Raw genomic sequence first — 20,295 nt, 5'->3', positions numbered from 1 at the left:
CCCATGACCACTGCCGGCGTCACCGATCTCTACCCGACCCGCGGCACCACCGAGGTGGCCGTCCCGCGTCAGGACCCGGTCCTCTGGGGTTCCCCGGACACCCCGGGTCCGATCCCCACGGCCGACCTGCAGGCGTACGACCGTGACGGCTTCCTCGCCATCGACCAGCTGATCACCCCGGACGAGGTCGAGGTCTACCGGCGTGAGCTGGAGCGGCTGGTCACCGACCCGGCGATCCGTGCCGACGACCGCTCCATCGTGGAGCCGAAGTCGAAGGAGATCCGCTCGGTCTTCGAGGTGCACCGGATCAGCGAGTTGTTCGCGAACCTGGTGCGCGACGAGCGCGTGGTGGGCCGGGCCCGGCAGATCCTCGGCTCGGACGTGTACGTCCACCAGTCCCGGATCAACGTCAAGCCGGGCTTCGGCGCGAGCGGCTTCTACTGGCACTCGGACTTCGAGACCTGGCATGCCGAGGACGGCCTGCCGAACATGCGCACGGTGTCCGTCTCGATCGCCCTGACGGAGAACTTCGACACCAACGGCGGCCTCATGATCATGCCGGGCTCGCACCGGACGTTCCTGGGCTGCGCCGGTGAGACGCCGAAGGACAACTACAAGAAGTCGCTGCAGATGCAGGACGCGGGCACGCCGTCCGACGAGGCGCTGACCGCGCTGGCGGGCGCGCACGGCATCCGGCTGTTCACCGGCCGGGCCGGCTCGGCGACCTGGTTCGACTGCAACTGCATGCACGGCTCCGGCGACAACATCACGCCGTTCCCGCGCAGCAACGTCTTCATCGTGTTCAACAGCGTGGAGAACACGGCCGTGGAGCCCTTCGCGGCTCCGGTGCGCCGGCCCGAGTTCATCGGCGCGCGGGACTTCACTCCCGTCCGCTGAACCCCATGGGCCACTGAGCCCACCCGCCGCAGGGGCCTCCACCGCCTTGGTGGAGGCCCCTGGCGTGTGTCACACGGCCGGTGTCACAGGGCGGGACAGCCGGTGTGTCCCCCGGCTCAGCCGGCCAGGGCGTTCAGCAGGCGGTCCACGTCCGCCTCGGTGTTGTAGAGGTGGAAGGCGGCGCGGAGATTGCCCGCGCGGTTCGAGACCTCGATGCCGGCGCGGCTCAGCTCCGGCTGGCGGACGCCGAGTCCGGGGACGGAGACGATCGCCGAGCCGGGTGCGGGCACCGGCTCGTGGCCGAGGGTGGTGAGTCCGGCGCGGAAGCGGTCGGCGAGGCGCACGGCGTGCGCGTGCAGGGCGGACGCGCCGATCTCTTCCAGCAGTTCGAGGGAGCGGCGCAGTCCGGCGTAGGTGAACAGCGCGTGGGTGAGGTCGAACCGCCGTGCGGAGTGGGCGAGTTCGGCCACCGGGCCGTAGCAGCTGTCCCACGGCTCCTCGGCCGCGACCCAGCCCGCGAGCAGCGGGGTGAGCCCGCCGAAGTCCTCGGGGACGGTGAGGAAGGCCGCGCCGTGCGGGCCGAGCAGCCATTTGAAGGAGACGGTGGCCGTGAAGTCGTACTGGGCGGCGTCCACCGGGAGCCAGCCGGCCGCCTGGGAGACGTCGACGTAGGTGCGGGCACCGTGCTCGCGGGCGGCCTCGCGCACCGCGGCCAGGTCGGCGATCCGCCCGTCGGCGGACTGGGCGGCGCTGACCGCGACGAGCGCGATGCCCGGGCGGACGGACTCGGCGATCCGCTCCAGCGGGACCGTGCGCACCTTGAGGTCGCCGCGGACGTGGAACGGGTTCAGTACGGAGGTGAAGTCGTCCTCCGCGGTGAGGACTTCGGCGCCCGCGGGCAGGGACAGGGCGAGCACGCCGGTGTGCGCGGCCACCGAGGCGCCCGCCGCGACCCGGGTGGCCGGGACGCCGGCCAGCCGGGCGTACGCCGCCCGGCAGATCTCCACGTCCTCGTAGAGCGGGAGCAGTGGACGACCCTCGGCCCGCATCAGCGCCGCCTCGTGCAGGGCGGCGACGGTGCGGGCGGGCAGCAGGCCGTTGCTCGCGGTGTTGAGGTAGCTGGTCTTCGGGCTGAACTCGGCGCGGACAAGGCTGTCGAGCGTCTCCGGGGTGTCCATCTCCGTGGTGTCCATGGGACCACTCTGCGTCCCCGGGAACTACCCGTCCATTGCCGTTTTTTACGTGGTTCCCCTTAGGAACGCTTATGCAACCGCCCTGACCTGCGGTTTCAGCCCCGCTGTGGCACCGCGCACCCGTCGGGTCCGCAGGCGTCCGCCTCGCCCTGGTCCCCCTGCTCGACCAGCGTCAGCGGGGAGTGCTCGCCCCAGGCCTGGGTCAGCGCCCGGGTGAAGACCTCGGCGGGCTGGGCGCCGGAGACGCCGTACTTCCGGTCGAGGACGAAGAACGGCACACCGGTCGCGCCGAGCTGGGCGGCCTCGGCCTCGTCGGCGCGGACCTCGTCGGCGTGGCGGGACGGGTCGGCGAGCACCGCGCGGGCGGCCTCGGCGTCCAGTCCAGCCTCGGCGGCCAGCTCCACCAGGCGCTCGTCGCCCTCGGTGAAGACGGACCGCTCCTCGGCGAAGTTGGCCCGGTACAGGAGCTGGATCAGCTCGTCCTGCCGGCCCTGCTCCTTGGCGAAGTGCAGCAGGCGGTGCATGTCGAAGGTGTTGCCGTGGTCGCGGCCCCGGGTGCGGTAGTCCAGGCCCTCGGCGGCGGCCTGGGCGCCCAGGTTGTCCTCGCCGGCCTCGGCCTGCGCCTCGCTCATGCCGTACTTCCGGGTGAGCATGGTGATCACCGGCTGGACGTCGCCCTTGGCCCGGCCCGGGTCCAGCTCGAAGGAGCGGTGCACCACCTCGACGTCGTCGCGGTGCGGGAAGGCGGCCAGCGCCTTCTCGAAGCGGGCCTTGCCCACGTAGCACCAGGGGCAGGCGATGTCGCTCCAGATCTCGACGCGCATGTCTTCGGCTCTCTCCGGGTCGTACGGGCACGGAGGCTCTCTCCGCCCGGTACGTGAACGTTCAAGCAGCCCCGTCCATTCCCGGATCCGGCGAGGCCTCAGTCCCCGGGCACGGTAAAGCGCAGGAGGAGGTGGTGGTCGCCCTCGGCGGGCGGGTTCTCCGGATCCGGGACCCAGCCCTGGCGGGCGTAGAAGCCCTGGGCACGCGCGTTGTCCATGTGCACGTCGAGCACGGCCGTGCGCTTGCCGTCGGCCCGCCACTCCTCCACGCAGGCCGTGTGCAGGGCCGTACCGATGCCGGCGCGCCAGTGGCCGGGGTCGACGTGGAACTGGAACAGCTTGACCGTGTCGGCGGCCTGGCCGTCCGGGGTGCGGAAGGAGGCGATGCCGACGATCCGGGCCTGCGCGACGGCGCACAGCACATGGCCGTCGGGGCGTTCGAGGGAGCCGCGCCAGGCCTCGACCCAGTCGAAGCCGTCCTGCGGGAGGCCGTCCGGGTAGTACGTCGAGCGGGCCCGGACGTGCAGATCGGCGATGGCCTCGGCTTCGGCGGGCAGCGCGGTGCGGATCACCAGGGCGCCGGTCACACGTTCACTGATCATGCAACGGAGGACGTGCCGGCACCGAGCGCGGTTCCGTGGCGGCTGAACGGTATGTCCGGGCTCCCGTGGGTCGTGGACGCCTGCACGCCGGCCTTCGCGGCCCTGCTCACGGTGACGTCCGCCCTCAGCTTCCGTCTCGGAGGTCGTCCGGCCAGCCGGGCCGGAAGCCGAGGTGGTCGTACGTGACCACGCACCCCTCCCCCAGCGGCGACTGGGTCATGAAGCCGACCAGCGCGGCGCCGGTCTCCTTCTCGTCGCCCAGGGTGAACAGCCGGACGAAGGTCCACCGCTCGCCGTCCCGCGAGGCGTGGAAGGCGAAGGACCGCCCGGTCCGGCTGATCCGCAGCCACACCGAACTCCCTTCCACCGTGAAGGAGTTGCAGTCGTCGGAGTGCCCCCGGGTGACCACCGTGCAGACGGTGGGCACGTCCGGGGAGAACTCCAGACACAACTTGGCCCAGGCCCGCTCGCCGACGTGGACGTACAGCACGCCCGCGTCGAAGGCCGCGCCGAACCCCACGGTGACCCGCGCGATCAACTGGAAGTCGCCCTCCGGCGCGCCCAGCAGCCGCGGCGCGTCGGAGGCGGGATCCAGGGCTTCCCCGGTGGGCGTGACGAACCGGTCCTGCCGGGGCCCCGCCCATCCGGTGAGCACACCGTCCTCGTACGACCAGTGGCCGTCGGGCCCGTACGTGCGGAGAGGGAAGGGAATGTCGGGGAGTTCCACGTCCATGGTCCGATTGTCGCAAGAGAAGAGTTGGGCCCGGGTTAGCGCTCCAGGACCCCGTTGAACCTCCGGGGAAGCCCCAGCGGGTTCTCGTCGCGAAGTTCCTTCGGCAACAGCGCGGCGGGCGCGTTCTGGTACGCCACCGGCCGCAGCCACCGCTCGATGGCCGTGCCGCCCACGGAGGTCGACGTGGAGGTCGTCGCCGGGTACGGCCCCCCGTGATGCTGCGCGGGCGCCACCGCGACCCCCGTGGGCCACGCGTTCACGACCACCCGCCCCGCCAGCGGAGTCAGCTCGGCGAGCAGCTCGGCGCCCCGCCCCTCCCCGGCCGCCTCCTCTGCGGACAGCTGAACCGTCGCGGTGAGGTTGCCCGGCAGCCGCGACAGCACCGCCGCCGCCTCGGCCTCGTCGGCGTAGCGGGCCACGACGGTGACCGGCCCGAAGCACTCCTCCAGCAGCAGGTCGTACGCCCCCTCCTCGGCCAGCCGCTCCGCCGGCACCGTGAGGACCCCCGCGCCGACCGTGTGCGGGCCGCCCGCACCCGGTGTGACGGGCGAGTCGACGTCCGCCAGCCGGGTCCGCTCCTGCACGCCGGCGACGAAGTCGTCCCGCATCCGGTGGTCGAGCAGCACCCCCGCCTCGGTGTCGCTGACCGCGTCGGTGAGGGACTTCACCAGCCGGTCGCCGCCCGCGCCGGACGGCACCAGCACCAGACCGGGCTTCACACAGAACTGGCCGACGCCGAGCGTCATGGACCCGGCGAGACCGGTGCCGATCGCCTCGCCCCGCTCGGCGGCGGCGGCCTCCGTCACCAGCACCGGGTTCAGCGACCCGAGCTCGCCGTGGAACGGAATCGGCACCGGACGCGCCACGGCCGCGTCGAACAGCGCCCGCCCGCCCCGCACCGAACCGGTGAAGCCCGCGGCGGCGACCAGCGGATGCCTGATCAGCTCGGTGCCCGCCGCGAAGCCGTGCACGAGGCCGATGACGCCCCCGGGGATGCCGTGTTCGGCGGCGGCCCGGCGCAGCACCTTGGCGACCAGCTCGGACAGGGCCGGATGGTCGGGGTGGGCCTTGACGACGACCGGGCAGCCCGCGGCCAGCGCGCTCGCGGTGTCGCCGCCGGCGACGGAGAAGGCGAAGGGGAAGTTGGAGGCCGAGTAGACGGCGACGACGCCCAGCGAGACCTTGTAGCGGCGCAGGTCCGGGATGGGCGGGGTCGCGGTGTCGTCGGGGTGGTTGACGACGACGTCGAGGAAGGCACCCTCGTCGACGATGTCGGCGAAGGCCCGCAACTGGTATCCGGTGCGGGCGAGTTCCCCGGCCAGCCGGACCGGGCCGAGGGCGGTCTCGGCGTCGGCGGTCTCGATCAGGCCGTCCCTGGCCGCGTCCAGGCCAGCGGCGGCCGTGCGCAGGAAGGCGGAGCGCACCGCGCGGTCGGCGAGGGCGCCGCGCGCGGCGTGCGCCGCCCGGACCGCTGCGTCCACCTCCTGGGCTGTGGCTTCCACCGCAACCTGCTCACGCTGCTTCCCGGTGCGCGGGTCGACACTCCAGACTGGTGCTGCTGCCACCGCGGGTCCCCTCCAAACGAGACTGCGCTTAACTGGGTCACCCATCAGCCGCGTTCGATATACTGAACACTGTCTCTGATGATGAATTCGCTGCTCGGAGACTACATATCTCGGGTCCTGAATATCCAGGCCCTCGTCGGACGAAGGGGTCAAGGGCGATGACGGCAGGCGACACAGGCGGCGGGGCGCAGGTCAAGTCCGCGGTACGGACCGTTGAGCTGCTGGAGTACTTCGCCGGCCGGCCCGGTATGCACTCCCTGGCGGCCGTGCAGGAGGCCGTGGGGTACCCCAAGTCCAGCCTGTACATGCTGCTGCGCACCCTCGTCGAGCTGGGCTGGGTGGAGACGGACGCGACCGGCACGCGGTACGGCATCGGGGTGCGGGCGCTGCTGGTCGGCACGTCGTACATCGACGGCGACGAGGTGGTGGCCGCCGCGCGGCCGACCCTGGACCGGCTCTCGGACGACACCACGGAGACCATCCACCTGGCCCGGCTCGACGGGATCAACGTGGTCTATCTGGCCACCCGCCAGTCCCAGCACTATCTGCGCCCCTTCACCCGGGTCGGGCGCCGGCTGCCGGCCCACTCCACCTCGCTCGGCAAGGCGATCCTCGCCACGTACGGCGACGAGCAGGTGCGCAAGCTGCTGCCGGAGACCCTGCCCGCGCTCACCGAGAACACCATCACCGACCGGGAGAAGCTCATCGAGGAGCTGCACCAGGTGCGGGAGCAGGGCTTCGCGGTCGACCGCGAGGAGAACACGCTGGGACTGCGCTGCTTCGGCGTGGCGATCCCGTACCGCACCCCGGCCCGGGACGCCATCAGCTGCTCGGTGCCGGTGGCCCGCCTGACGCCCGCCCACGAACAGATGATCAAGGACGCGCTGTTCGACGCCCGCGACCGCCTGACGCTGGCGACGCGCCGGCTGTAGGCACGGCAGCCACGGGTCCCGGCCCCGGATCGGCCTCGGCGCCACCGTCACGCCGGGTGCCGCCTCCACCTCGGCGCCCGGCGTCTCCCCCGTCCGGCGGAGACGGATCGTCGGCGGGCAGGAAGTGAACTCCCGGCTCCGCGCGGGAGCGTTGAGGCATGACGCACCCGACCGCTCTCGCCCCGGCCACCGCCGGCGCCCCCGCATGGCGCCGACTGCTGCGCCTCGTCGCCATCGCCGCCTGTCTGCCGTATCTCTCCCTCAAGGTCGCCTGGATCGCCGGAAGTCATGCCGGGATCCCGGACGGGAGCCCGTTGCTGGAGCACCGGGTGACCATGATCGTCGCCAATGGGCTCACCGTGCTGATGGACGCGGCCGTCGTCGTGCTGGCGCTGCTGCTGACCCGTCCGTGGGGGCGACGGGTGCCCGCCTGGCTGCTGGCCGTGCCGATGTGGATCGCCACCGGCCTGCTCGCGCCGATCATGGCCGGATTCCCGGTCCAGTTGGTGCTCGGTGCCGTCCACGGGGGTGGCGGAGGCGGCGGCGGGGACAAACCGTTCCTGGCCGACTGGGTGTTCGCCATGGTGTACGGCGGGTTCATCGTGCAGGGTCTGGCCCTCGGGGCGCTGTTCGCCGCGTACGCCCGTGACCGGTGGGGGCATCTGTGGCGGGGACGGGTGCGGGACGTGCCGCGCCACGGCACCGCGGCCGGCCGGTGGGGTCCGGCGGTGACGGTGGCGGTGCTCGCGCTGTTCCCGGCCGGCACCCGACTGCTGTGGGCCTGCGGCGGCACGGCGGGGCTGAGCGCGGGCCACCCCGGAGGCCGGCTGATGGACGTGCTGATGGCGCTCTCCCTGGCCGCCGCCGTACTCGGCGCCTGGCAACTCCGGCTCGCCCGCGTCGGTGCGCTGCCGGTCGCCGTGCCGCTCGTGCTGGCCTGGACCGGGTCCGGCGCGGCCGCCTGCTGGGGCGCCTGGATGGCCCTCGGCACCCTCATGGCACCCGACGTCGCCGTTCGTCCGGCACCGACACTGGGTCTCACCTACGCTGGGCAGGTGATCACCGGCTTGCTCGTGGCTTCCCTCGCCGCCCGCTTTCTCGCGGACCGGTCCCGCAAGGTCGTTCGGTGCGCGCAGGGTTGAGGCTGCTCGTCGGCGGGCGGGCGCGGCGCCGGTGGGTGCATCTGATCCTGGGCGGCGCGCTCGCCATGCCGTACGTCCTCGTCGGCTCCGTGATCGTCGGGCCGCTCACCGGCGTGGACGACGTCTTCCGTTCGCTTCCGCTGCAACTCGGCTCGTTCGCCGTCGGGTTGCCGATCGCCGCGGTGACCTCCCTGTTCCCGCTGACCCGGCCGCTGGAGTCGGCCGCCGTGCGCGCCCTGTGCGGGATCGACGGGGACGACGCCCTCGCCCACGGCCCGGCCCGCACCCGGGCCGAACGGGCGCGTACGGCCGCCTGGTTCACGCTGCATCTCGGGTTCGGCGGGATCGTGGCGGGGATGTCGCTGGCGGTGCCCCCGTTCGCGGGCTTCCTGATCGCGCTGCCCCTGTTCGCCGGGCTGCGCGACACCCGGCTGGGCCAGCCCGAAGTCCTGAACCATGCCTGGGGGTTGGCGCTGTCGCCGCTCGCCGGCCTGGTCACGCTGCTCGCGCTCGCCGCGTGCGCCGCGGGCTGCGGGGCCCTGCTGGCCCGCTGGGCGCCGGCGCTGCTCGGGCCCACGCCCGAGGACCGGCTGGCCGCCGCCGAGGCCCGCGCCGCCGACCTCGCCGTACGCAACCGGCTCGCCCGCGAGCTGCACGATTCCGTCGGCCACGCGCTGAGCGCCGTCACCCTGCAGGCGAGCGCGGCCCGCCGGGTCCTCGGCACCGACCCGGAGTTCGTCCGCGAGGCGCTCGCCGCCATCGAGGAGACCACCCGGCGCACGGTCGGCGAACTCGACGCCGTACTGGGCGTGTTGCGGGACGGGGACGCGCCGGGCACCGCACCCGCGCCGACCCTCGCGACCGACCTGGACGGTCTGCTGCGCCGCACCCGGGCCGCCGGGCAGCCCGTGACGGCCAGCGTCGCCGCCGACCCCGCCGCGCTGCCCCCGCTGGTCTCCCGGGAGGCGTACCGGATCGTGCAGGAGGGCCTGAGCAACGCCCTGAAGCACGCCGGCACACCGGTCGCGGTCCGCATCGCCGCCGCCGAGGGCCGGCTGGCGATCACCGTCGAGAACCCTCTCGGCGCCGCCCCGGCCCCGCGCCCCGGCGGCGGGCACGGCCTGCGGGGCGTCGCCGACCGGGTGCGACTGCTCGGCGGCGCGGCGGAGGCGGGCCCGGCCGGGGACACCTGGCGCCTGCACGTACGACTGCCTCTGACCACGCCCACGGCGACCGCCGCCCCCGACCGCGGCTGACGCACACCCCGACCGTTCCCGAAAGGCTCCGTATGACCCAGCCCGCCCTCCGGATCGTCCTCGCCGACGACGAGCGCATGGTCCGCACCGCCCTGCGCGCGATCCTCTCCGCCGAACCGGGCCTGGAGGTGGTCGGTGAGGCGACGACCGGCGCCGAGGCCGTGTCGGTGGTCCGGGAGCTGCGACCCGACGTCGTGCTGATGGACGTGCGCATGCCGGAGATCGACGGGATCCGGGCCACCGAACAGATCGTCGGCACCCTGGAGCACCCGCCGCGCATCGTGGTCGTGACCACCTTCGAGAACGACTCCTACGTGTACGACGCGCTGCGCGCCGGCGCCGCCGGCTTCCTGCTGAAGCGGGCCGACGCCGACACCCTGGTCCAGGCGGTACGGCTGGTCGCCCACACCGACAGCCTGCTGTTCCCGTCGGCCGTGCGGACCCTCGCGGCCGAACACGCGCGCCGGACCACCCCGTCCGCGCCCTGGGTGAGCAAGCTCACCGGACGCGAGCGCGACGTGCTGCGGCACATGGCCGACGGGCTGACCAACGCCGAGATCGCCCGGCGCCTGGACGTGGGCCCCGCGACCGTGAAGTCGCACGTGGCGGCCGTCCTCGCGAAGACCGGCGCCCGGGACCGCACCCAGGCGGTGATCGCCGCCTACGAGGCGGGTTTCCTGAACGCGCGATGAGAAAACGGGGCGTACGGGAACGATCAGGCCCTTCTCGAACGTCTTTCCAGCGGGATGAACAAGACGATCAGGCGGGTGTCCGTCTTCGTGCTGCTGCTCGTGCTCGCTCTGCTGGTCAGGGCGACATGGGTGCAGTTCTACGACGGCAAGGCCCTAGCGGACGACAACGACAACCGGCGGAACGCGATCCAGACGTACTCGCAGCCGCTCGGTAACATCATCGTGGCCGGAAACGCCGTCACCGGCTCCGCGCGGACGGCGAAGAGCGACCTCGCGTACAAGCGGACGTACACCGACGGCAAGCTCTACGCGGCCGTGACGGGCTACGCCTCGCAGGCCTATGCCCCCACCCAGCTGGAGGGCATCTACCAGGACCTGCTGAACGGCACGGACAGCAAGCTGAAGAACGTGATGGACACGCTCACCGGCAAGCGCGCCGACCCGGGCAACGTCCTCACCACGATCGACCCGGGCGTGCAGAAGGCGGCCTACCGCGCGCTCGGCGACAAGAAGGGCGCGGCCGTGGCGGTCGACCCGAAGACCGGCAAGATCCTCGCGGCGGTGTCCACGCCGTCGTACGACCCTTCCTCGCTCACCGACGCCAACACGGCCGGGAGCGCCTGGAAGCAGCTCAACGCGGACAAGGACAAGCCGCTCACCAACCGCGCGCTGCGCCAGCCGCTGCCGCCGGGTTCGACGTTCAAGCTGGTCGTGGCGGCGGCCGCGCTGGAGAACGGGCTGTACAAGAACGTGGGCGACCCCACCGACAGCCCCGACCCGTACATCATGCCGGGCACGACGCGCCCACTGGCGAACGAGAACAAGTCGGCGCCGTGCAAGAACGCCTCGATCCGCACGGCCCTCCGGTACTCCTGCAACAACGTCTTCGGTCACATGGCCGTCCAGCTCGGCCAGGACAAGGTGAAGGCCATGGCCGAGAAGTTCGGCTTCAACAACGACCACCAGGACGTGCCGGTGCGGGCCTACGCCAGCGTGTACCCCTCCGGCATGGACAAGGCGCAGACCGCGCTGTCCGGCATCGGCCAGTTCGACGTCACCGCGACCCCTCTGCAGATGGCCATGGTGTCCGCGGCGATAGCCAACGGCGGCAAGCTGGTCTCGCCGCACATGGTGTCGCAGATCACCGACAGTGGCGGTGATGTGCTGCAGAACTACGACGACAGCGCGGACAGCAAGGAGATCCTCAGCTCCGCCACCGCCGAGCAGCTCCAGTCGGCGATGGAGACGGTGGTCAAGGACGGCACGGGCACCAACGCGCTGATCGACGGGGCCACCGTCGGCGGCAAGACCGGCACCGCCCAGCACGGCGAGAACAACAGCAAGACGCCGTACGCCTGGTTCACGTCCTTCGCCAAGTCCGACAGCAACGGCAAGGAGGTCGCCGTCGCGGTGATGGTGGAGCAGTCGGACGCGGCGCGCTCGGAGGTCAGCGGCAACGGCCTGGCGGCGCCCGTGGCCAAGGCGATGATGCAGGCGGCGTTGAAGTAGGCCCCCTCACTTCACCCCGAGCAGCTGCTCCACAGGGTCGATCGCGAAGTACACCACGAACAGCGCCGAAACCGCCCACAACAGCCAGTTGACCTCCCGCGCCTTCCCCAGCACCGTCTTGATCACGGCGTAGGACAGGAAGCCCGCGCCGATGCCGTCGGTGATGGAGTACGTGAACGGCATCGCGGCGATGGTGAGGAACGCCGGGACGGCGATCTCGTACCGGTCCCAGTCGATGTGCTTGACGTGGGTCATCATCAGGAAGCCGACGGCGATCAGCGCGGGCGCGGCGGCCTGGAGCGGGACGATGGTGAGCAGCGGGGTGAGGAAGAGGGCGAGGCCGAACAGGCCGCCGGTGACGACGTTGGCGAGGCCGGTGCGGGCGCCCTCGCCGACACCGGCCGCGGACTCGATGTAGGCGGTGTTGGAGGAGGCGGAGCCGAGACCGCCGACGGCGGCCGCGGCGCCGTCGATGAACAGCACACGGCCGATGCCGGGCACCTGACCCTTCTCGTCGAGCAGACCGGCCTCCGCGCTGATGCCGACGATCGTGCCCATGGCGTCGAAGAAGTCGGACAGGATCAAGGTGAAGACCAGCAGGACGGCGGTGAGGACGCCGGCCTTGGCGAACCCGCCGAACAGGCTGAAGTGACCGATCAGCCCGAAGTCCGGGCTGGCGACGATCTTGTCGGGCACCTTGGGCGTGGTCAGGCCCCAGCTCTTGATGTCGGCGACGGCGTTGATGACGATCGCGACGACGGTCATCGTCACGATGCTGATGAGGATCGCGCCCTTCACCTTCCGGGCGAGCAGCGCGATGGTCAGCAGCACGCCGAGGCAGAACACGAGCACCGGCCAGCCGGTGAGCCGTCCGACGGCGCCCAGTTGCACGGGCACGGTGGTGTGCGCGGCGTCCGGGATACGGCTGACGAACCCGGCGTCGACAAAGCCGATGAAGGCGATGAACAGGCCGATGCCGACGCCGATGGCCTGTTTCAGCTGCTGCGGGATCGCGTTCATGATGGCTTCCCGGAGTCCGGTGAGGACCAGCAGACAGATGATCAGGCCCTCCAGGACCACCAGGCCCATCGCGTCGGGCCAGCTCATCAGCGGCGCCAGCTGGAAGGCGACGACGGCGTTGAGACCGAGTCCGGCCGCGATCGCGAGCGGGAGGTTGCCGCCGACGCCCATGACGATCGTCATCACACACGCCACCAGTGCGGTCGCGGTGACGAGTTGGCCGGTGTCGAGCGCGTGCCCGTACTTGTCCTTGGCGCTGCCCAGGATGATCGGATTCAGGACGAGGATGTAGGCCATGGTGAAGAACGTGGCGAAGCCGCCGCGTATCTCCCGGCCGACCGTGGATCCCCGTTCGGAGATTCTGAAGTACCGGTCCACTGACATGCTGCTCTCACTCCTCGTCACCTGCTGATCGGCGGGCGGATGCTGGCTGGATTGTTCCCTCGTTCAACCTGTTTCAGGTTTTCGCTGTGTTACGGAATGAGGTTCGGGCAGCCATACGTTGTCCGGCCCCCCGCACAAGGACACGAAACGATCGCTGCTACGCTTCCGGATCTCCGTCCGGCCCCCTCCGGACCATCGCATGTCATTCACATGACACTCACAGAGTCGCAGCGAGAAGAGGTCACCCGTGGGCACAGTCGTCGACGACGCCGCCTCCGTGGAATTCCATACCTTCTTCGAACGGCACTACGCCGAACTCGCCCGGCTGGCCCACTTGTTGACCGGTGAGGCGGACGCCGCCGACGATCTGGCGGCGGACGCGCTGCTGGCCCTGTGGCACCGCTGGGACCGGATGCGCGCGGCCGACCATCCGGTGGCGTACGCGCGGGGCGTGGTCGCCAATCTGGCTCGCACCCGGATCCGCAGCACGGTGCGCGAACGCCGGCGGATCGCGCTGTTCTGGTCGCACCGCGAGGAGAAGACCGAGAACCCGGACGTGGCCGGAGCGGTGGACGTCCAGGCGGCGCTGCGCGGGCTGCCGTTCCGCAAACGGGCGTGTGTGGTGCTCCGGCACGCGTTCGACCTCTCGGAGAAGGACACCGCGCTCGCGCTCGGGATCTCGGTGGGTACGGTTAAGAGCCAGACGTCCAAGGGCATGGCGGAACTGCAGCGACTGCTCGGCCCCCAGGGCGATCCGCGGCGGGTGCACGCGGCGATGGCGGCCCGGGGCGGCGAGAGCGGAGGACGGAACCAATGAGGCAGCAGGACGTGCACGACGAGCTGCGCGCCCGGCTGCACGAGGCGGCCGAGGCCCATGAACCCGACCGCGCGCGCATCCTGGCCCGCGTGGAACGCGGCATGGCCGCGGCGCCGTCCCGGCCCGAGCGCGGGCGTACGCGCCGGCCGGGGTCGGGGTGGGTGCGGGTGGTCGGCGCCACCGCGGCGGTCGCCGGGGTGCTCGCGGTCGGCGGGTACGCGGTGGCCTCCGCGGTCCGCGGCGATGAGCCGGCCCGGCAGACGGTCGTGGTGTCCCCGACGCCCGGTTCCTCCCCGGACGGGCCCGCGCACCCACCGGCCCCCACGGCCGACCCCGCACCGAGCCCGGGCGCCACGCACCCCTCCCGCACCCCGGACTCCCCCACGCCGAGGTCCACCGCCCCGGTGCGCCCGCCGGTGGCGCACGGCGAGCAGGACGGCCCGCTGTGGTCGGACGGCTCGGTCGACCCGCACAGCAACGACTTCTGGGCGCAGAGCGATCTGACCCTGAAGACCTCGAAGCAACTGACGTCCCTCACCGTCGAGTTGAAGGTGGCGCAGACGGGTGGGGTGACCTCGACGGGGGCGTGGCGGTCCCTGCCGGAAGGGGATTTCACGCAGACGGTCGAGAAGAGGAACGGCTTCGTCGTCTACACCTGGCACCTCAAGGACGGCCGTACGGTTCCCGCCGGGCAGTGGGTGTTCGCGGGGCAGTACGACCATGCGCGGGGCGGACGGGACGCGGGGGCCGACAGCTACACGATCACGGGTGCGGCCGGAGGGCGTTCCTACACGGTGACCGGCGACTTCGCCGCGCACGACAGCTCGCCGGGCGACTCATGAGGTCCAGTAGCTGCCGTAGATGCCGGTGAGCCAGGAGCGGCGGGCAGCCGGGAGCCGTCGATGCGCACCTTCTCCGTGCCGCAGGCCTGGAGGGTGATGCGGTTCGAACCGGTGCCGGCGAAGGCGACCGAAACTTTCGGCCGCCCGAGTCGCCGGCACACCGATTGACGCGCGGTCCCCCACTGGCCACACTCCGAGAGCGCAGATCGCACAGCACCCAACAGAACCCCTCACGATCCCCCAGGACTGCCATGCGTCTGAGAACTCTGCTGGCCCCCGTGTTCGCCCTCCTCCTCACCCTGCTGGCCGCCCAGCCGGGCTCCGCGCACTCCTCGCACACCAGGTACGCCGGCTATCTCTTCGTCTACTTCACTGGCGAGGGCACGGCCGACGGCGAGCAGATCCACTTCGCCCTCAGCCAGGGCAACGATCCCTTGCACTGGCGGGAGTTGAACGCGGGCAAGCCAATACTGACGTCGGCAATCGGGGAGAAGGGGCTGCGCGACCCGTTCGTGATCCGCTCCCCGGAGGGCGGCACGTTCCATCTCATCGCCACCGACCTGCGGATGTACCAGAACAGCAGCGGCAGCTGGGACTACGTCCAGCGGCACGGCAGCAAGTCCGTGATGATCTGGGACTCCACCGACCTGGTGCACTGGACCGGCCGGCGGCTGGTGAAGGTGGCGCCGGACAACGCGGGCAACACCTGGGCGCCGGAGGCTTATGGGGACGACCGGCGGCACGAGTACGTGGTCTTCTGGGCGTCCAAGCTGTACGCCTCCGACGACCCCGGCCACACCGGCTCGACGTACAACCGCATGCTGTACGCGACCACCAGGGACTTCCGCACCTTCAGCGCGCCCAGGGTCTGGGACGACCCGGGCTACTCGGTGATCGACTCGACGGTCATCAAGGACAGGGGGACGTACTACCGCTTCACCAAGGACGAGCGCGACCCGAGCTCCAGCTCACCCTGCTCGAAGTTCATCACCGAGGAGAAGGCGCGTGACCTGACGGCCACGGAGTACGGCTTCGTGGCCGACTGCCTCGGCAGCGGAGCCATCCAGCGGGGCGAGGGGCCGACCGTCTTCAAGTCGAACACCGGGAACAAGTGGTACCTGTTCGTCGACGAGTACGGCCTGCGCGGCTACGTCCCCTTCGAGACCACGGACCTCGCCTCGGGCAGATGGACGCAGTCCACGGACTACGCACTGCCGGCCAGCCCCCGCCACGGCACGGTGCTGCCGGTGACGGGGGCCGAGTACGAGCGACTGCTCAGGACCTACGGATGACCGTCAGGAGACGAAGTAGGTCGGGTTCGGGATCTTGTACGTGCGGCCGGTGTGACCGCCGTCGAGATCCGAGTACTGGTCGCCGAAGTCGGCGATGATCTCGTAGCCGAGGTCGTCCTCGATGTGCTTGCGGGTGCCGGACTTGTACTGGACGGTCGTGCAGTTCCAGGTGCCCGGAGTGGCGCAGTCGCTCAGGTAGGCCGGCGGGTTGGCCTTGTCCTTGAGGAACATGTGGTCGGCGTCGAGGTTCACATCGGCGCCGACCTTCTTCAGGTTGGCGACGGCGGCGGCGCGCTGCGCCTCGCTCAGGCCGGAGTTGTAGAAGACCTCCACGCCCTTGGACTCGGCGTACCGCACCAGCTCGGGGCTGCCGAAGACGGCCGGCCGGTCGGCACGGTTCACGTAGTCGTTCCACGTGGTGGGGTTGAACGTGTAGTTGTAGCGCTTCTCGTAGTCGAGGCTGAGCAGCAGCGTGTCGTCGATGTCGAACATGACGGCCGGCTTCTCGCCATGGCGGTGCGCCTTGCGGGCCGCCCTGTCGATGTACCGCTTCGCGTCGGCGTCGAGCTGCGCCAGGTCCTTGGCGTACGGGCTGTCCGGGGACGCCTGGTAGACGCCGTTGCTGTCGGCGGTCGTGCCGTAATAGGTGTCGATGTCCTTCACCAACTGCCCCATGTTGTAGGGCTCGTGGGTGGAGTTCGCCGTGGACTGCCCGGCGGTGGCCACGCCCGCGCTGTAGAGCGCGGCACCGGCGAGAGCACAGGCGGCACCGGCGGCGGCGACTCTGTGGGACTTCCGCATGGATTCTCCGGATCTGGTGGATGTGTGTGATGTACCAGGTCAGAGACTGTCTACGCGCATAACACCGGTGCCTGCGAGTGCTGTTATCCGATCGATATACTTTTTGGCGCCGGCGGTCAGTTCACCGTCGCGCCGATCGTCGTGCTTGTTGCCGGCCGAGGTGACCGAGGACCCCTTGCCGACCCGGTCCGCCTGCGCCTTGTTCAGCTGGTCGGCCGGCCTGTCCCGGCGCCGCCGGGGTGGCGCGGGCGGTTTCGCCACGGCTGCGGCTTGGGCCATGGCTGTTCTCCGTTCGCAGTAAGCGATTTCCGATCGTTGTTCGACATCTCGGCCATGCGGAGCTGCAGGTCGAGGGCGATGACGGGGGTGATGTCGAGGGTGATTCAGCCCGTGTACGGGTCCGGAACCTTCCCGGGCCGGGCGAGGAACTCGAAGTCGCAACCGGTGTCGGCCTGGGTGATCTGCCCGTTGTAGAGGACGCCGTAGCCACGCTCGTGCCGGGCGGGCGGGGGCGGCCACCGGGACCTGCGCCGGGCCAGCTCCTCGTCGTCCACGTGGAGATGGAGGCGGCGGGCGTCGACGTCCAGGGTGATCAGGTCCCCGGTGCGCACGAGCGCCAGGGGGCCGCCGATGTACGACTCCGGGGCCACGTGCAGCACGCAGGCGCCGTAACTCGTGCCGCTCATCCGGGCGTCGGAGATCCGGACCATGTCCCGCACGCCCTGCTTCAGCAGGTGGTCCGGGATGGGGAGCATGCCGTACTCGGGCATGCCGGGGCCGCCCTTGGGCCCGGCGCCGCGCAGCACCAGCACGCTGTCGGCAGTGATGCCGAGCGCGGGGTCGTTGATGGTGCGCTGCATGGTCTTGTAGTCGTCGAAGACGACGGCCGGGCCGGTGTGCTTGAGCAAGTGGGGCTCGGCGGCGATGTGCTTGATGACCGCGCCGTCCGGGCAGAGGTTGCCGCGCAGGACCGCGACCCCGCCCTCGCTCGCGACCGGGTTGTCACGGGGACGGATCACGTCGTCGTCGTGCACCCGCGCGCCGTCCAGCTGCTCGCGCAGGGTGTCGTACGACACCGTCGGCCGGTCGAGATGGAGCAGGTCGGTGATCCGGGACAGGAAGCCGGGCAGGCCGCCCGCGAAGTGGAAGTCCTCCATCAGGTACCGCCGGCCGCCGGGGCGGACGTTGGCGAGGACCGGTACGGTCCGGGCGATGCGGTCGAAGTCGTCCAGGGCGAGCTTGACGCCGGCCCGGCCCGCCATGGCGATCAGATGGATCACGGCGTTGGTGGAGCCGCCGAGGCCGAGGACGGTGGTGACGGCGTCCGTGAAGGCCTCACGGGTGAGAACACGGCTCAACTTCCGGTCTCTGCGGACCAGTTCGACGATCGTCAGGCCCGCCCGGGCGGCCATCCGCTCGTGCCCCGAGTCGACGGCCGGGATGCTGGACGCGCCCGGCACGGTCACGCCCAGCGCCTCGGCGGCGGCCGTCAGCGTGGACGCCGTACCCATGGTCATGCAGTGGCCGGGCGAGCGGGCCAGGCCGCTCTCCAGCTCCGCCATCTCGCAGTCGCCGACGAGGCCCGCGCGCTTGTCGTCCCAGTACTTCCACATGTCGGTGCCGGAGCCGAGGGCCTCGCCGCGCCAGTGGCCCGGCAGCATGGGCCCGGCCGGCACGAACACGGCGGGCAGGTCCACGGAGGCGGCGCCCATGAGCAGCGCCGGGGTCGACTTGTCGCAGCCGCCCATCAGCACCGCGCCGTCGACGGGGTAGGAGCGCAACAGCTCCTCGGTCTCCATGGCGAGCAGATTGCGGTAGAGCATCGGGGTCGGCTTCTGGAAGGTCTCGCTGAGGGTGGAGACCGGGAACTCCAGGGGGAAGCCGCCCGCCTGCCACACCCCGCGCTTCACGGCCTGGGCGCGGTCGCGCAGGTGAACGTGGCAGGGGTTGATGTCGGACCAGGTGTTGAGGATCGCGATGACCGGCTTGCCGAGGTGTTCTTCGGGGAGATAGCCGAGCTGGCGGGTGCGGGCGCGGTGGCTGAAGGAGCGCAGGCCGTCGGTGCCGTACCACTGGTGGCTTATGAGTGCCTCCGGCTGCTTGCGGGGCGCGTTCATATCGACCATCCGGCGGCGATGGCGGCGACCTCGGCGCGCTCGTCCTCGGCCAGCGGCCTGCTCGGCGGGCGGACGTCGCGGCGGCACAGGCCGAGCGCGGCGAGGGCTTCCTTGACGACGGTGACGTTGTTGGCGGAGCCGTGGGCGGCGCGGAGTTCCTCGAAGCGGCGGATCTGCTCCCAGACCTTCATGGCGGCCGGGTAGTCGCCGGATCGAAGCGCTTCCCTCATGTCCAGCGAAACGGCCGGGGCGACGTTCACGAGTCCGGAGGTGAAGCCGGTGGCGCCCGCCGAGAAGTAGGAGGGGGCGTACGGCTCGGCGAGACCGGCGACCCAGACGAAGCGGTCGAGGCCGGCGTCGCGGGCGAAGGCGGCGAAGCGGGCGGCGTCGGGGACGGCGTATTTGACCCCGATGACGTTCGGGCAGTGGCCGGCGAGCTCGGCGAGCCGGGCGCCGGGCAGCTGGGCGTTGCGGACATAGGGCACCACGCCCAGCTCGGGCACGGCCTCGGCGACGGCCCGGTGGTAGTCGACCCAGCCTGCCGCCGAGACGTACGGGTGGACGGGCTGGTGGACCATGATCATCGGGGCGCCGAGGTCGCGGGCGTGCCGGGCGGAGGCGATGGCGGTGGGCAGGTCGTGGCCGACGCCGACGAGGACCGCCGAGCGGTCACCGGCCTCGGCCACGGTCAACTCGGTGACCAGGCGGCGCTCTTCGGGGGTGAGGGCGTAGAACTCGCCGGTGTTGCCGTTCGGGGTGAGGGTCCGGATGCCGCCGTCGAGCAGCCGGCGCAGCAGGGCCCGGTGGGCGCCGGTGTCGACGGAACCGTCCGCGGCGAAGGGGGTCACCGGGATGGCCACCACGTCGGCCAGGGCCGCCCGTTGGGGCTCGAACGTCACGCTGCTCATCGATGGCCTTTCTCCGCGTGGGGGACTGCGCCGTGGGGGTGCTCGGCGTCCTCGGTCGCCTCGGTGTCCGGGGGGAACGCCCGTTGGACGAAGGACGCGATGTGGGCGTGCAGGGCGCGCGCGGCGCCGTCCGCGTCACCGTCGAGCGCGAGCCGCAGGATCTCCCGGTGCTCGGCGGCCTCCCGCTGCCAGGAGGGGTCGGCGGCCCAGGCGACGGCCGAGACGAGGGCGGCCTGGTCACGGACCTCGTCCAGCATCCGGCCGAGCAGCGGGTTGCCGCAGGGCAGGTACAGGGCGCGGTGGAACTCCCGGTTGGCGAGGGAGCGTTCGGCGGTGTCGGTGGCGGCGTCGGCCCGGGTCAGCGCGTCACGCGCAGCGTCCAGGCAGGCGCCTCGTCCGACGGTCCTGCGCAGCGCCTCCGGCTCCAGCAGCAGCCGTACGTCGTAGACCTCGCGCGCCATGTCCGCGTCCACCATGCGCACCGTGACGCCCTTGTACTGGCTCATCACGACGAGTCCGGTCCCGGCGAGGGTCTTCAGCGCCTCGCGCACCGGGGTCTTGGACACCCCGTACTGCGCGGCCAGCTCCGTCTCGACCAGGGCCTGACCGGGCGTCAGCTGCCCGGTCAGGATGCGGTGTTTGATCGCGTCCAGCACGAACTGCGTGCGGGACGGGATCGGGATGGGCGCAGAGGTCATACGGCCCTCTCGGATCTCACGTATCGCGTCTCATATATGACGTACGAAGTACGACGCGACGAAAGTAGGAG

General features: G+C 71.4%; 19 protein-coding genes and 1 pseudogene. 9 read left to right on the top strand and 11 right to left on the bottom strand.

The features are described 5' to 3' along the window. Positions 1-3 precede the first annotated feature (3 nt). Complete coding sequence (gene thpD, locus AB5L52_RS33260) at positions 4-897, top strand: ectoine hydroxylase (RefSeq protein WP_351032535.1); 894 nt, start codon at positions 4-6, stop codon at positions 895-897. A 116-nt stretch (positions 898-1,013) separates the two neighbouring features. On the opposite strand, the gene AB5L52_RS33255 is transcribed toward thpD, so the two are convergent. From AB5L52_RS33255 to AB5L52_RS33235, 5 genes are all read right to left on the bottom strand, one after another. Next, the gene (locus tag AB5L52_RS33255) at positions 1,014-2,075 is read right to left on the bottom strand and encodes an aminotransferase class V-fold PLP-dependent enzyme (RefSeq protein ID WP_369369013.1); all 1,062 of its coding nucleotides are present in this window, start codon (positions 2,073-2,075) and stop codon (positions 1,014-1,016) included. A gap of 110 nt (positions 2,076-2,185) precedes the next feature. After that, positions 2,186-2,914, bottom strand: coding sequence for a DsbA family oxidoreductase (locus tag AB5L52_RS33250; protein WP_351570363.1), 729 nt, complete (start codon positions 2,912-2,914; stop codon positions 2,186-2,188). 98 nt (positions 2,915-3,012) lie between these two features. Then, positions 3,013-3,516 (bottom strand): N-acetyltransferase family protein, encoded by a 504-nt coding sequence (locus AB5L52_RS33245; protein WP_369367462.1) that lies wholly within the window; start codon positions 3,514-3,516, stop codon positions 3,013-3,015. Positions 3,517-3,640: 124 nt separating this feature from the next. Next, on the bottom strand, positions 3,641-4,249 hold the full coding sequence (locus AB5L52_RS33240; RefSeq protein ID WP_369367461.1) for a DUF1349 domain-containing protein: 609 nt from the start codon (positions 4,247-4,249) through the stop codon (positions 3,641-3,643). A gap of 35 nt (positions 4,250-4,284) precedes the next feature. Further along, entirely contained in the window at positions 4,285-5,814 is a 1,530-nt protein-coding gene (locus AB5L52_RS33235; RefSeq protein WP_369367460.1) for an aldehyde dehydrogenase (NADP(+)), read from the bottom strand. A 158-nt stretch (positions 5,815-5,972) separates the two neighbouring features. Here AB5L52_RS33235 and AB5L52_RS33230 point away from each other — a divergent pair, with 158 nt between their 5' ends. The 5 genes from AB5L52_RS33230 (at position 5,973) to AB5L52_RS33210 (ending at position 11,345) form a co-directional block, all read left to right on the top strand. Further along, entirely contained in the window at positions 5,973-6,746 is a 774-nt protein-coding gene (locus tag AB5L52_RS33230) for an IclR family transcriptional regulator (protein ID WP_351032526.1), read from the top strand. Positions 6,747-6,904: 158 nt separating this feature from the next. After that, positions 6,905-7,888 (top strand): hypothetical protein, encoded by a 984-nt coding sequence (locus AB5L52_RS33225; RefSeq protein ID WP_351032523.1) that lies wholly within the window; start codon positions 6,905-6,907, stop codon positions 7,886-7,888. Then, entirely contained in the window at positions 7,873-9,144 is a 1,272-nt protein-coding gene (locus AB5L52_RS33220) for a sensor histidine kinase (RefSeq protein ID WP_369367458.1), read from the top strand. Before AB5L52_RS33225 ends, AB5L52_RS33220 begins: the two co-directional genes overlap by 16 nt. Positions 9,145-9,176: 32 nt before the next feature. Beyond that, entirely contained in the window at positions 9,177-9,836 is a 660-nt protein-coding gene (locus tag AB5L52_RS33215) for a response regulator transcription factor (RefSeq protein ID WP_351032517.1), read from the top strand. Positions 9,837-9,890: 54 nt separating this feature from the next. Continuing rightward, positions 9,891-11,345 carry a penicillin-binding transpeptidase domain-containing protein gene (locus AB5L52_RS33210; RefSeq protein ID WP_351570380.1) on the top strand — a complete coding sequence of 485 codons (1,455 nt, stop codon included), beginning with the start codon at positions 9,891-9,893 and terminating at the stop codon, positions 11,343-11,345. Positions 11,346-11,351: 6 nt separating this feature from the next. Here AB5L52_RS33210 and AB5L52_RS33205 read toward each other — a convergent pair whose 3' ends face one another. Continuing rightward, entirely contained in the window at positions 11,352-12,749 is a 1,398-nt protein-coding gene (locus tag AB5L52_RS33205; RefSeq protein ID WP_369367457.1) for an NCS2 family permease, read from the bottom strand. A gap of 247 nt (positions 12,750-12,996) precedes the next feature. On the opposite strand from AB5L52_RS33205, the gene AB5L52_RS33200 reads away from it, so the two are divergent. The 3 genes and pseudogenes from AB5L52_RS33200 to AB5L52_RS33190 all read left to right on the top strand — a co-directional run. Next, positions 12,997-13,566 (top strand): SigE family RNA polymerase sigma factor, encoded by a 570-nt coding sequence (locus AB5L52_RS33200; protein ID WP_369367456.1) that lies wholly within the window; start codon positions 12,997-12,999, stop codon positions 13,564-13,566. Next, entirely contained in the window at positions 13,563-14,408 is an 846-nt protein-coding gene (locus AB5L52_RS33195) for a hypothetical protein (RefSeq protein WP_369367455.1), read from the top strand. The genes AB5L52_RS33200 and AB5L52_RS33195 overlap by 4 nt, the downstream gene beginning before the upstream one ends. Before the next feature lie 251 nt (positions 14,409-14,659). Further along, a pseudogene (locus tag AB5L52_RS33190) lies at positions 14,660-15,685 on the top strand (glycoside hydrolase family 43 protein); the annotation flags it as partial. Positions 15,686-15,703: 18 nt separating this feature from the next. Here AB5L52_RS33190 and AB5L52_RS33185 read toward each other — a convergent pair. The 5 genes from AB5L52_RS33185 to AB5L52_RS33165 form a co-directional block, all read right to left on the bottom strand. After that, on the bottom strand, positions 15,704-16,501 hold the full coding sequence (locus tag AB5L52_RS33185) for an HAD family acid phosphatase (protein WP_351032504.1): 798 nt from the start codon (positions 16,499-16,501) through the stop codon (positions 15,704-15,706). A 39-nt stretch (positions 16,502-16,540) separates the two neighbouring features. Next, positions 16,541-16,780, bottom strand: a complete 240-nt coding sequence (locus AB5L52_RS33180; RefSeq protein WP_351032503.1) for a hypothetical protein — start codon at positions 16,778-16,780, stop codon at positions 16,541-16,543. A 104-nt stretch (positions 16,781-16,884) separates the two neighbouring features. Continuing rightward, positions 16,885-18,627 carry an L-arabinonate dehydratase gene (araD, locus tag AB5L52_RS33175; protein ID WP_369367454.1) on the bottom strand — a complete coding sequence of 581 codons (1,743 nt, stop codon included), beginning with the start codon at positions 18,625-18,627 and terminating at the stop codon, positions 16,885-16,887. Then, entirely contained in the window at positions 18,615-19,526 is a 912-nt protein-coding gene (locus AB5L52_RS33170; RefSeq protein WP_369367453.1) for a dihydrodipicolinate synthase family protein, read from the bottom strand. The genes araD and AB5L52_RS33170 overlap by 13 nt, the downstream gene beginning before the upstream one ends. Continuing rightward, entirely contained in the window at positions 19,523-20,224 is a 702-nt protein-coding gene (locus AB5L52_RS33165; protein ID WP_369367452.1) for a GntR family transcriptional regulator, read from the bottom strand. Before AB5L52_RS33165 ends, AB5L52_RS33170 begins: the two co-directional genes overlap by 4 nt. Positions 20,225-20,295 lie beyond the last annotated feature (71 nt).

This window comes from Streptomyces sp. CG4 (genome assembly GCF_041080655.1).
Taxonomy (GTDB): domain Bacteria; phylum Actinomycetota; class Actinomycetes; order Streptomycetales; family Streptomycetaceae; genus Streptomyces.
Note: the sequence above shows the minus strand (reverse complement) of the source record. Positions and strands in the feature narration are given on the sequence as shown.

Bases quoted from the DNA above. Each gene is read 5' to 3' on its own strand.
- thpD (WP_351032535.1), top strand. From the start codon at position 4: ATGACCACTGCCGGCGTCACCGATCTCTACCCGACCCGCGGCACCACC.
- AB5L52_RS33255 (WP_369369013.1), bottom strand. From the start codon at position 2,075: ATGGACACCCCGGAGACGCTCGACAGCCTTGTCCGCGCCGAGTTCAGC.
- AB5L52_RS33250 (WP_351570363.1), bottom strand. From the start codon at position 2,914: ATGCGCGTCGAGATCTGGAGCGACATCGCCTGCCCCTGGTGCTACGTG.
- AB5L52_RS33245 (WP_369367462.1), bottom strand. From the start codon at position 3,516: ATGATCAGTGAACGTGTGACCGGCGCCCTGGTGATCCGCACCGCGCTG.
- AB5L52_RS33240 (WP_369367461.1), bottom strand. From the start codon at position 4,249: ATGGACGTGGAACTCCCCGACATTCCCTTCCCTCTCCGCACGTACGGG.
- AB5L52_RS33230 (WP_351032526.1), top strand. From the start codon at position 5,973: ATGACGGCAGGCGACACAGGCGGCGGGGCGCAGGTCAAGTCCGCGGTA.
- AB5L52_RS33225 (WP_351032523.1), top strand. From the start codon at position 6,905: ATGACGCACCCGACCGCTCTCGCCCCGGCCACCGCCGGCGCCCCCGCA.
- AB5L52_RS33215 (WP_351032517.1), top strand. From the start codon at position 9,177: ATGACCCAGCCCGCCCTCCGGATCGTCCTCGCCGACGACGAGCGCATG.
- AB5L52_RS33210 (WP_351570380.1), top strand. From the start codon at position 9,891: ATGAACAAGACGATCAGGCGGGTGTCCGTCTTCGTGCTGCTGCTCGTG.
- AB5L52_RS33205 (WP_369367457.1), bottom strand. From the start codon at position 12,749: ATGTCAGTGGACCGGTACTTCAGAATCTCCGAACGGGGATCCACGGTC.
- AB5L52_RS33195 (WP_369367455.1), top strand. From the start codon at position 13,563: ATGAGGCAGCAGGACGTGCACGACGAGCTGCGCGCCCGGCTGCACGAG.
- AB5L52_RS33185 (WP_351032504.1), bottom strand. From the start codon at position 16,501: ATGCGGAAGTCCCACAGAGTCGCCGCCGCCGGTGCCGCCTGTGCTCTC.
- AB5L52_RS33180 (WP_351032503.1), bottom strand. From the start codon at position 16,780: ATGGCCCAAGCCGCAGCCGTGGCGAAACCGCCCGCGCCACCCCGGCGG.
- araD (WP_369367454.1), bottom strand. From the start codon at position 18,627: ATGGTCGATATGAACGCGCCCCGCAAGCAGCCGGAGGCACTCATAAGC.
- AB5L52_RS33170 (WP_369367453.1), bottom strand. From the start codon at position 19,526: ATGAGCAGCGTGACGTTCGAGCCCCAACGGGCGGCCCTGGCCGACGTG.
- AB5L52_RS33165 (WP_369367452.1), bottom strand. From the start codon at position 20,224: ATGACCTCTGCGCCCATCCCGATCCCGTCCCGCACGCAGTTCGTGCTG.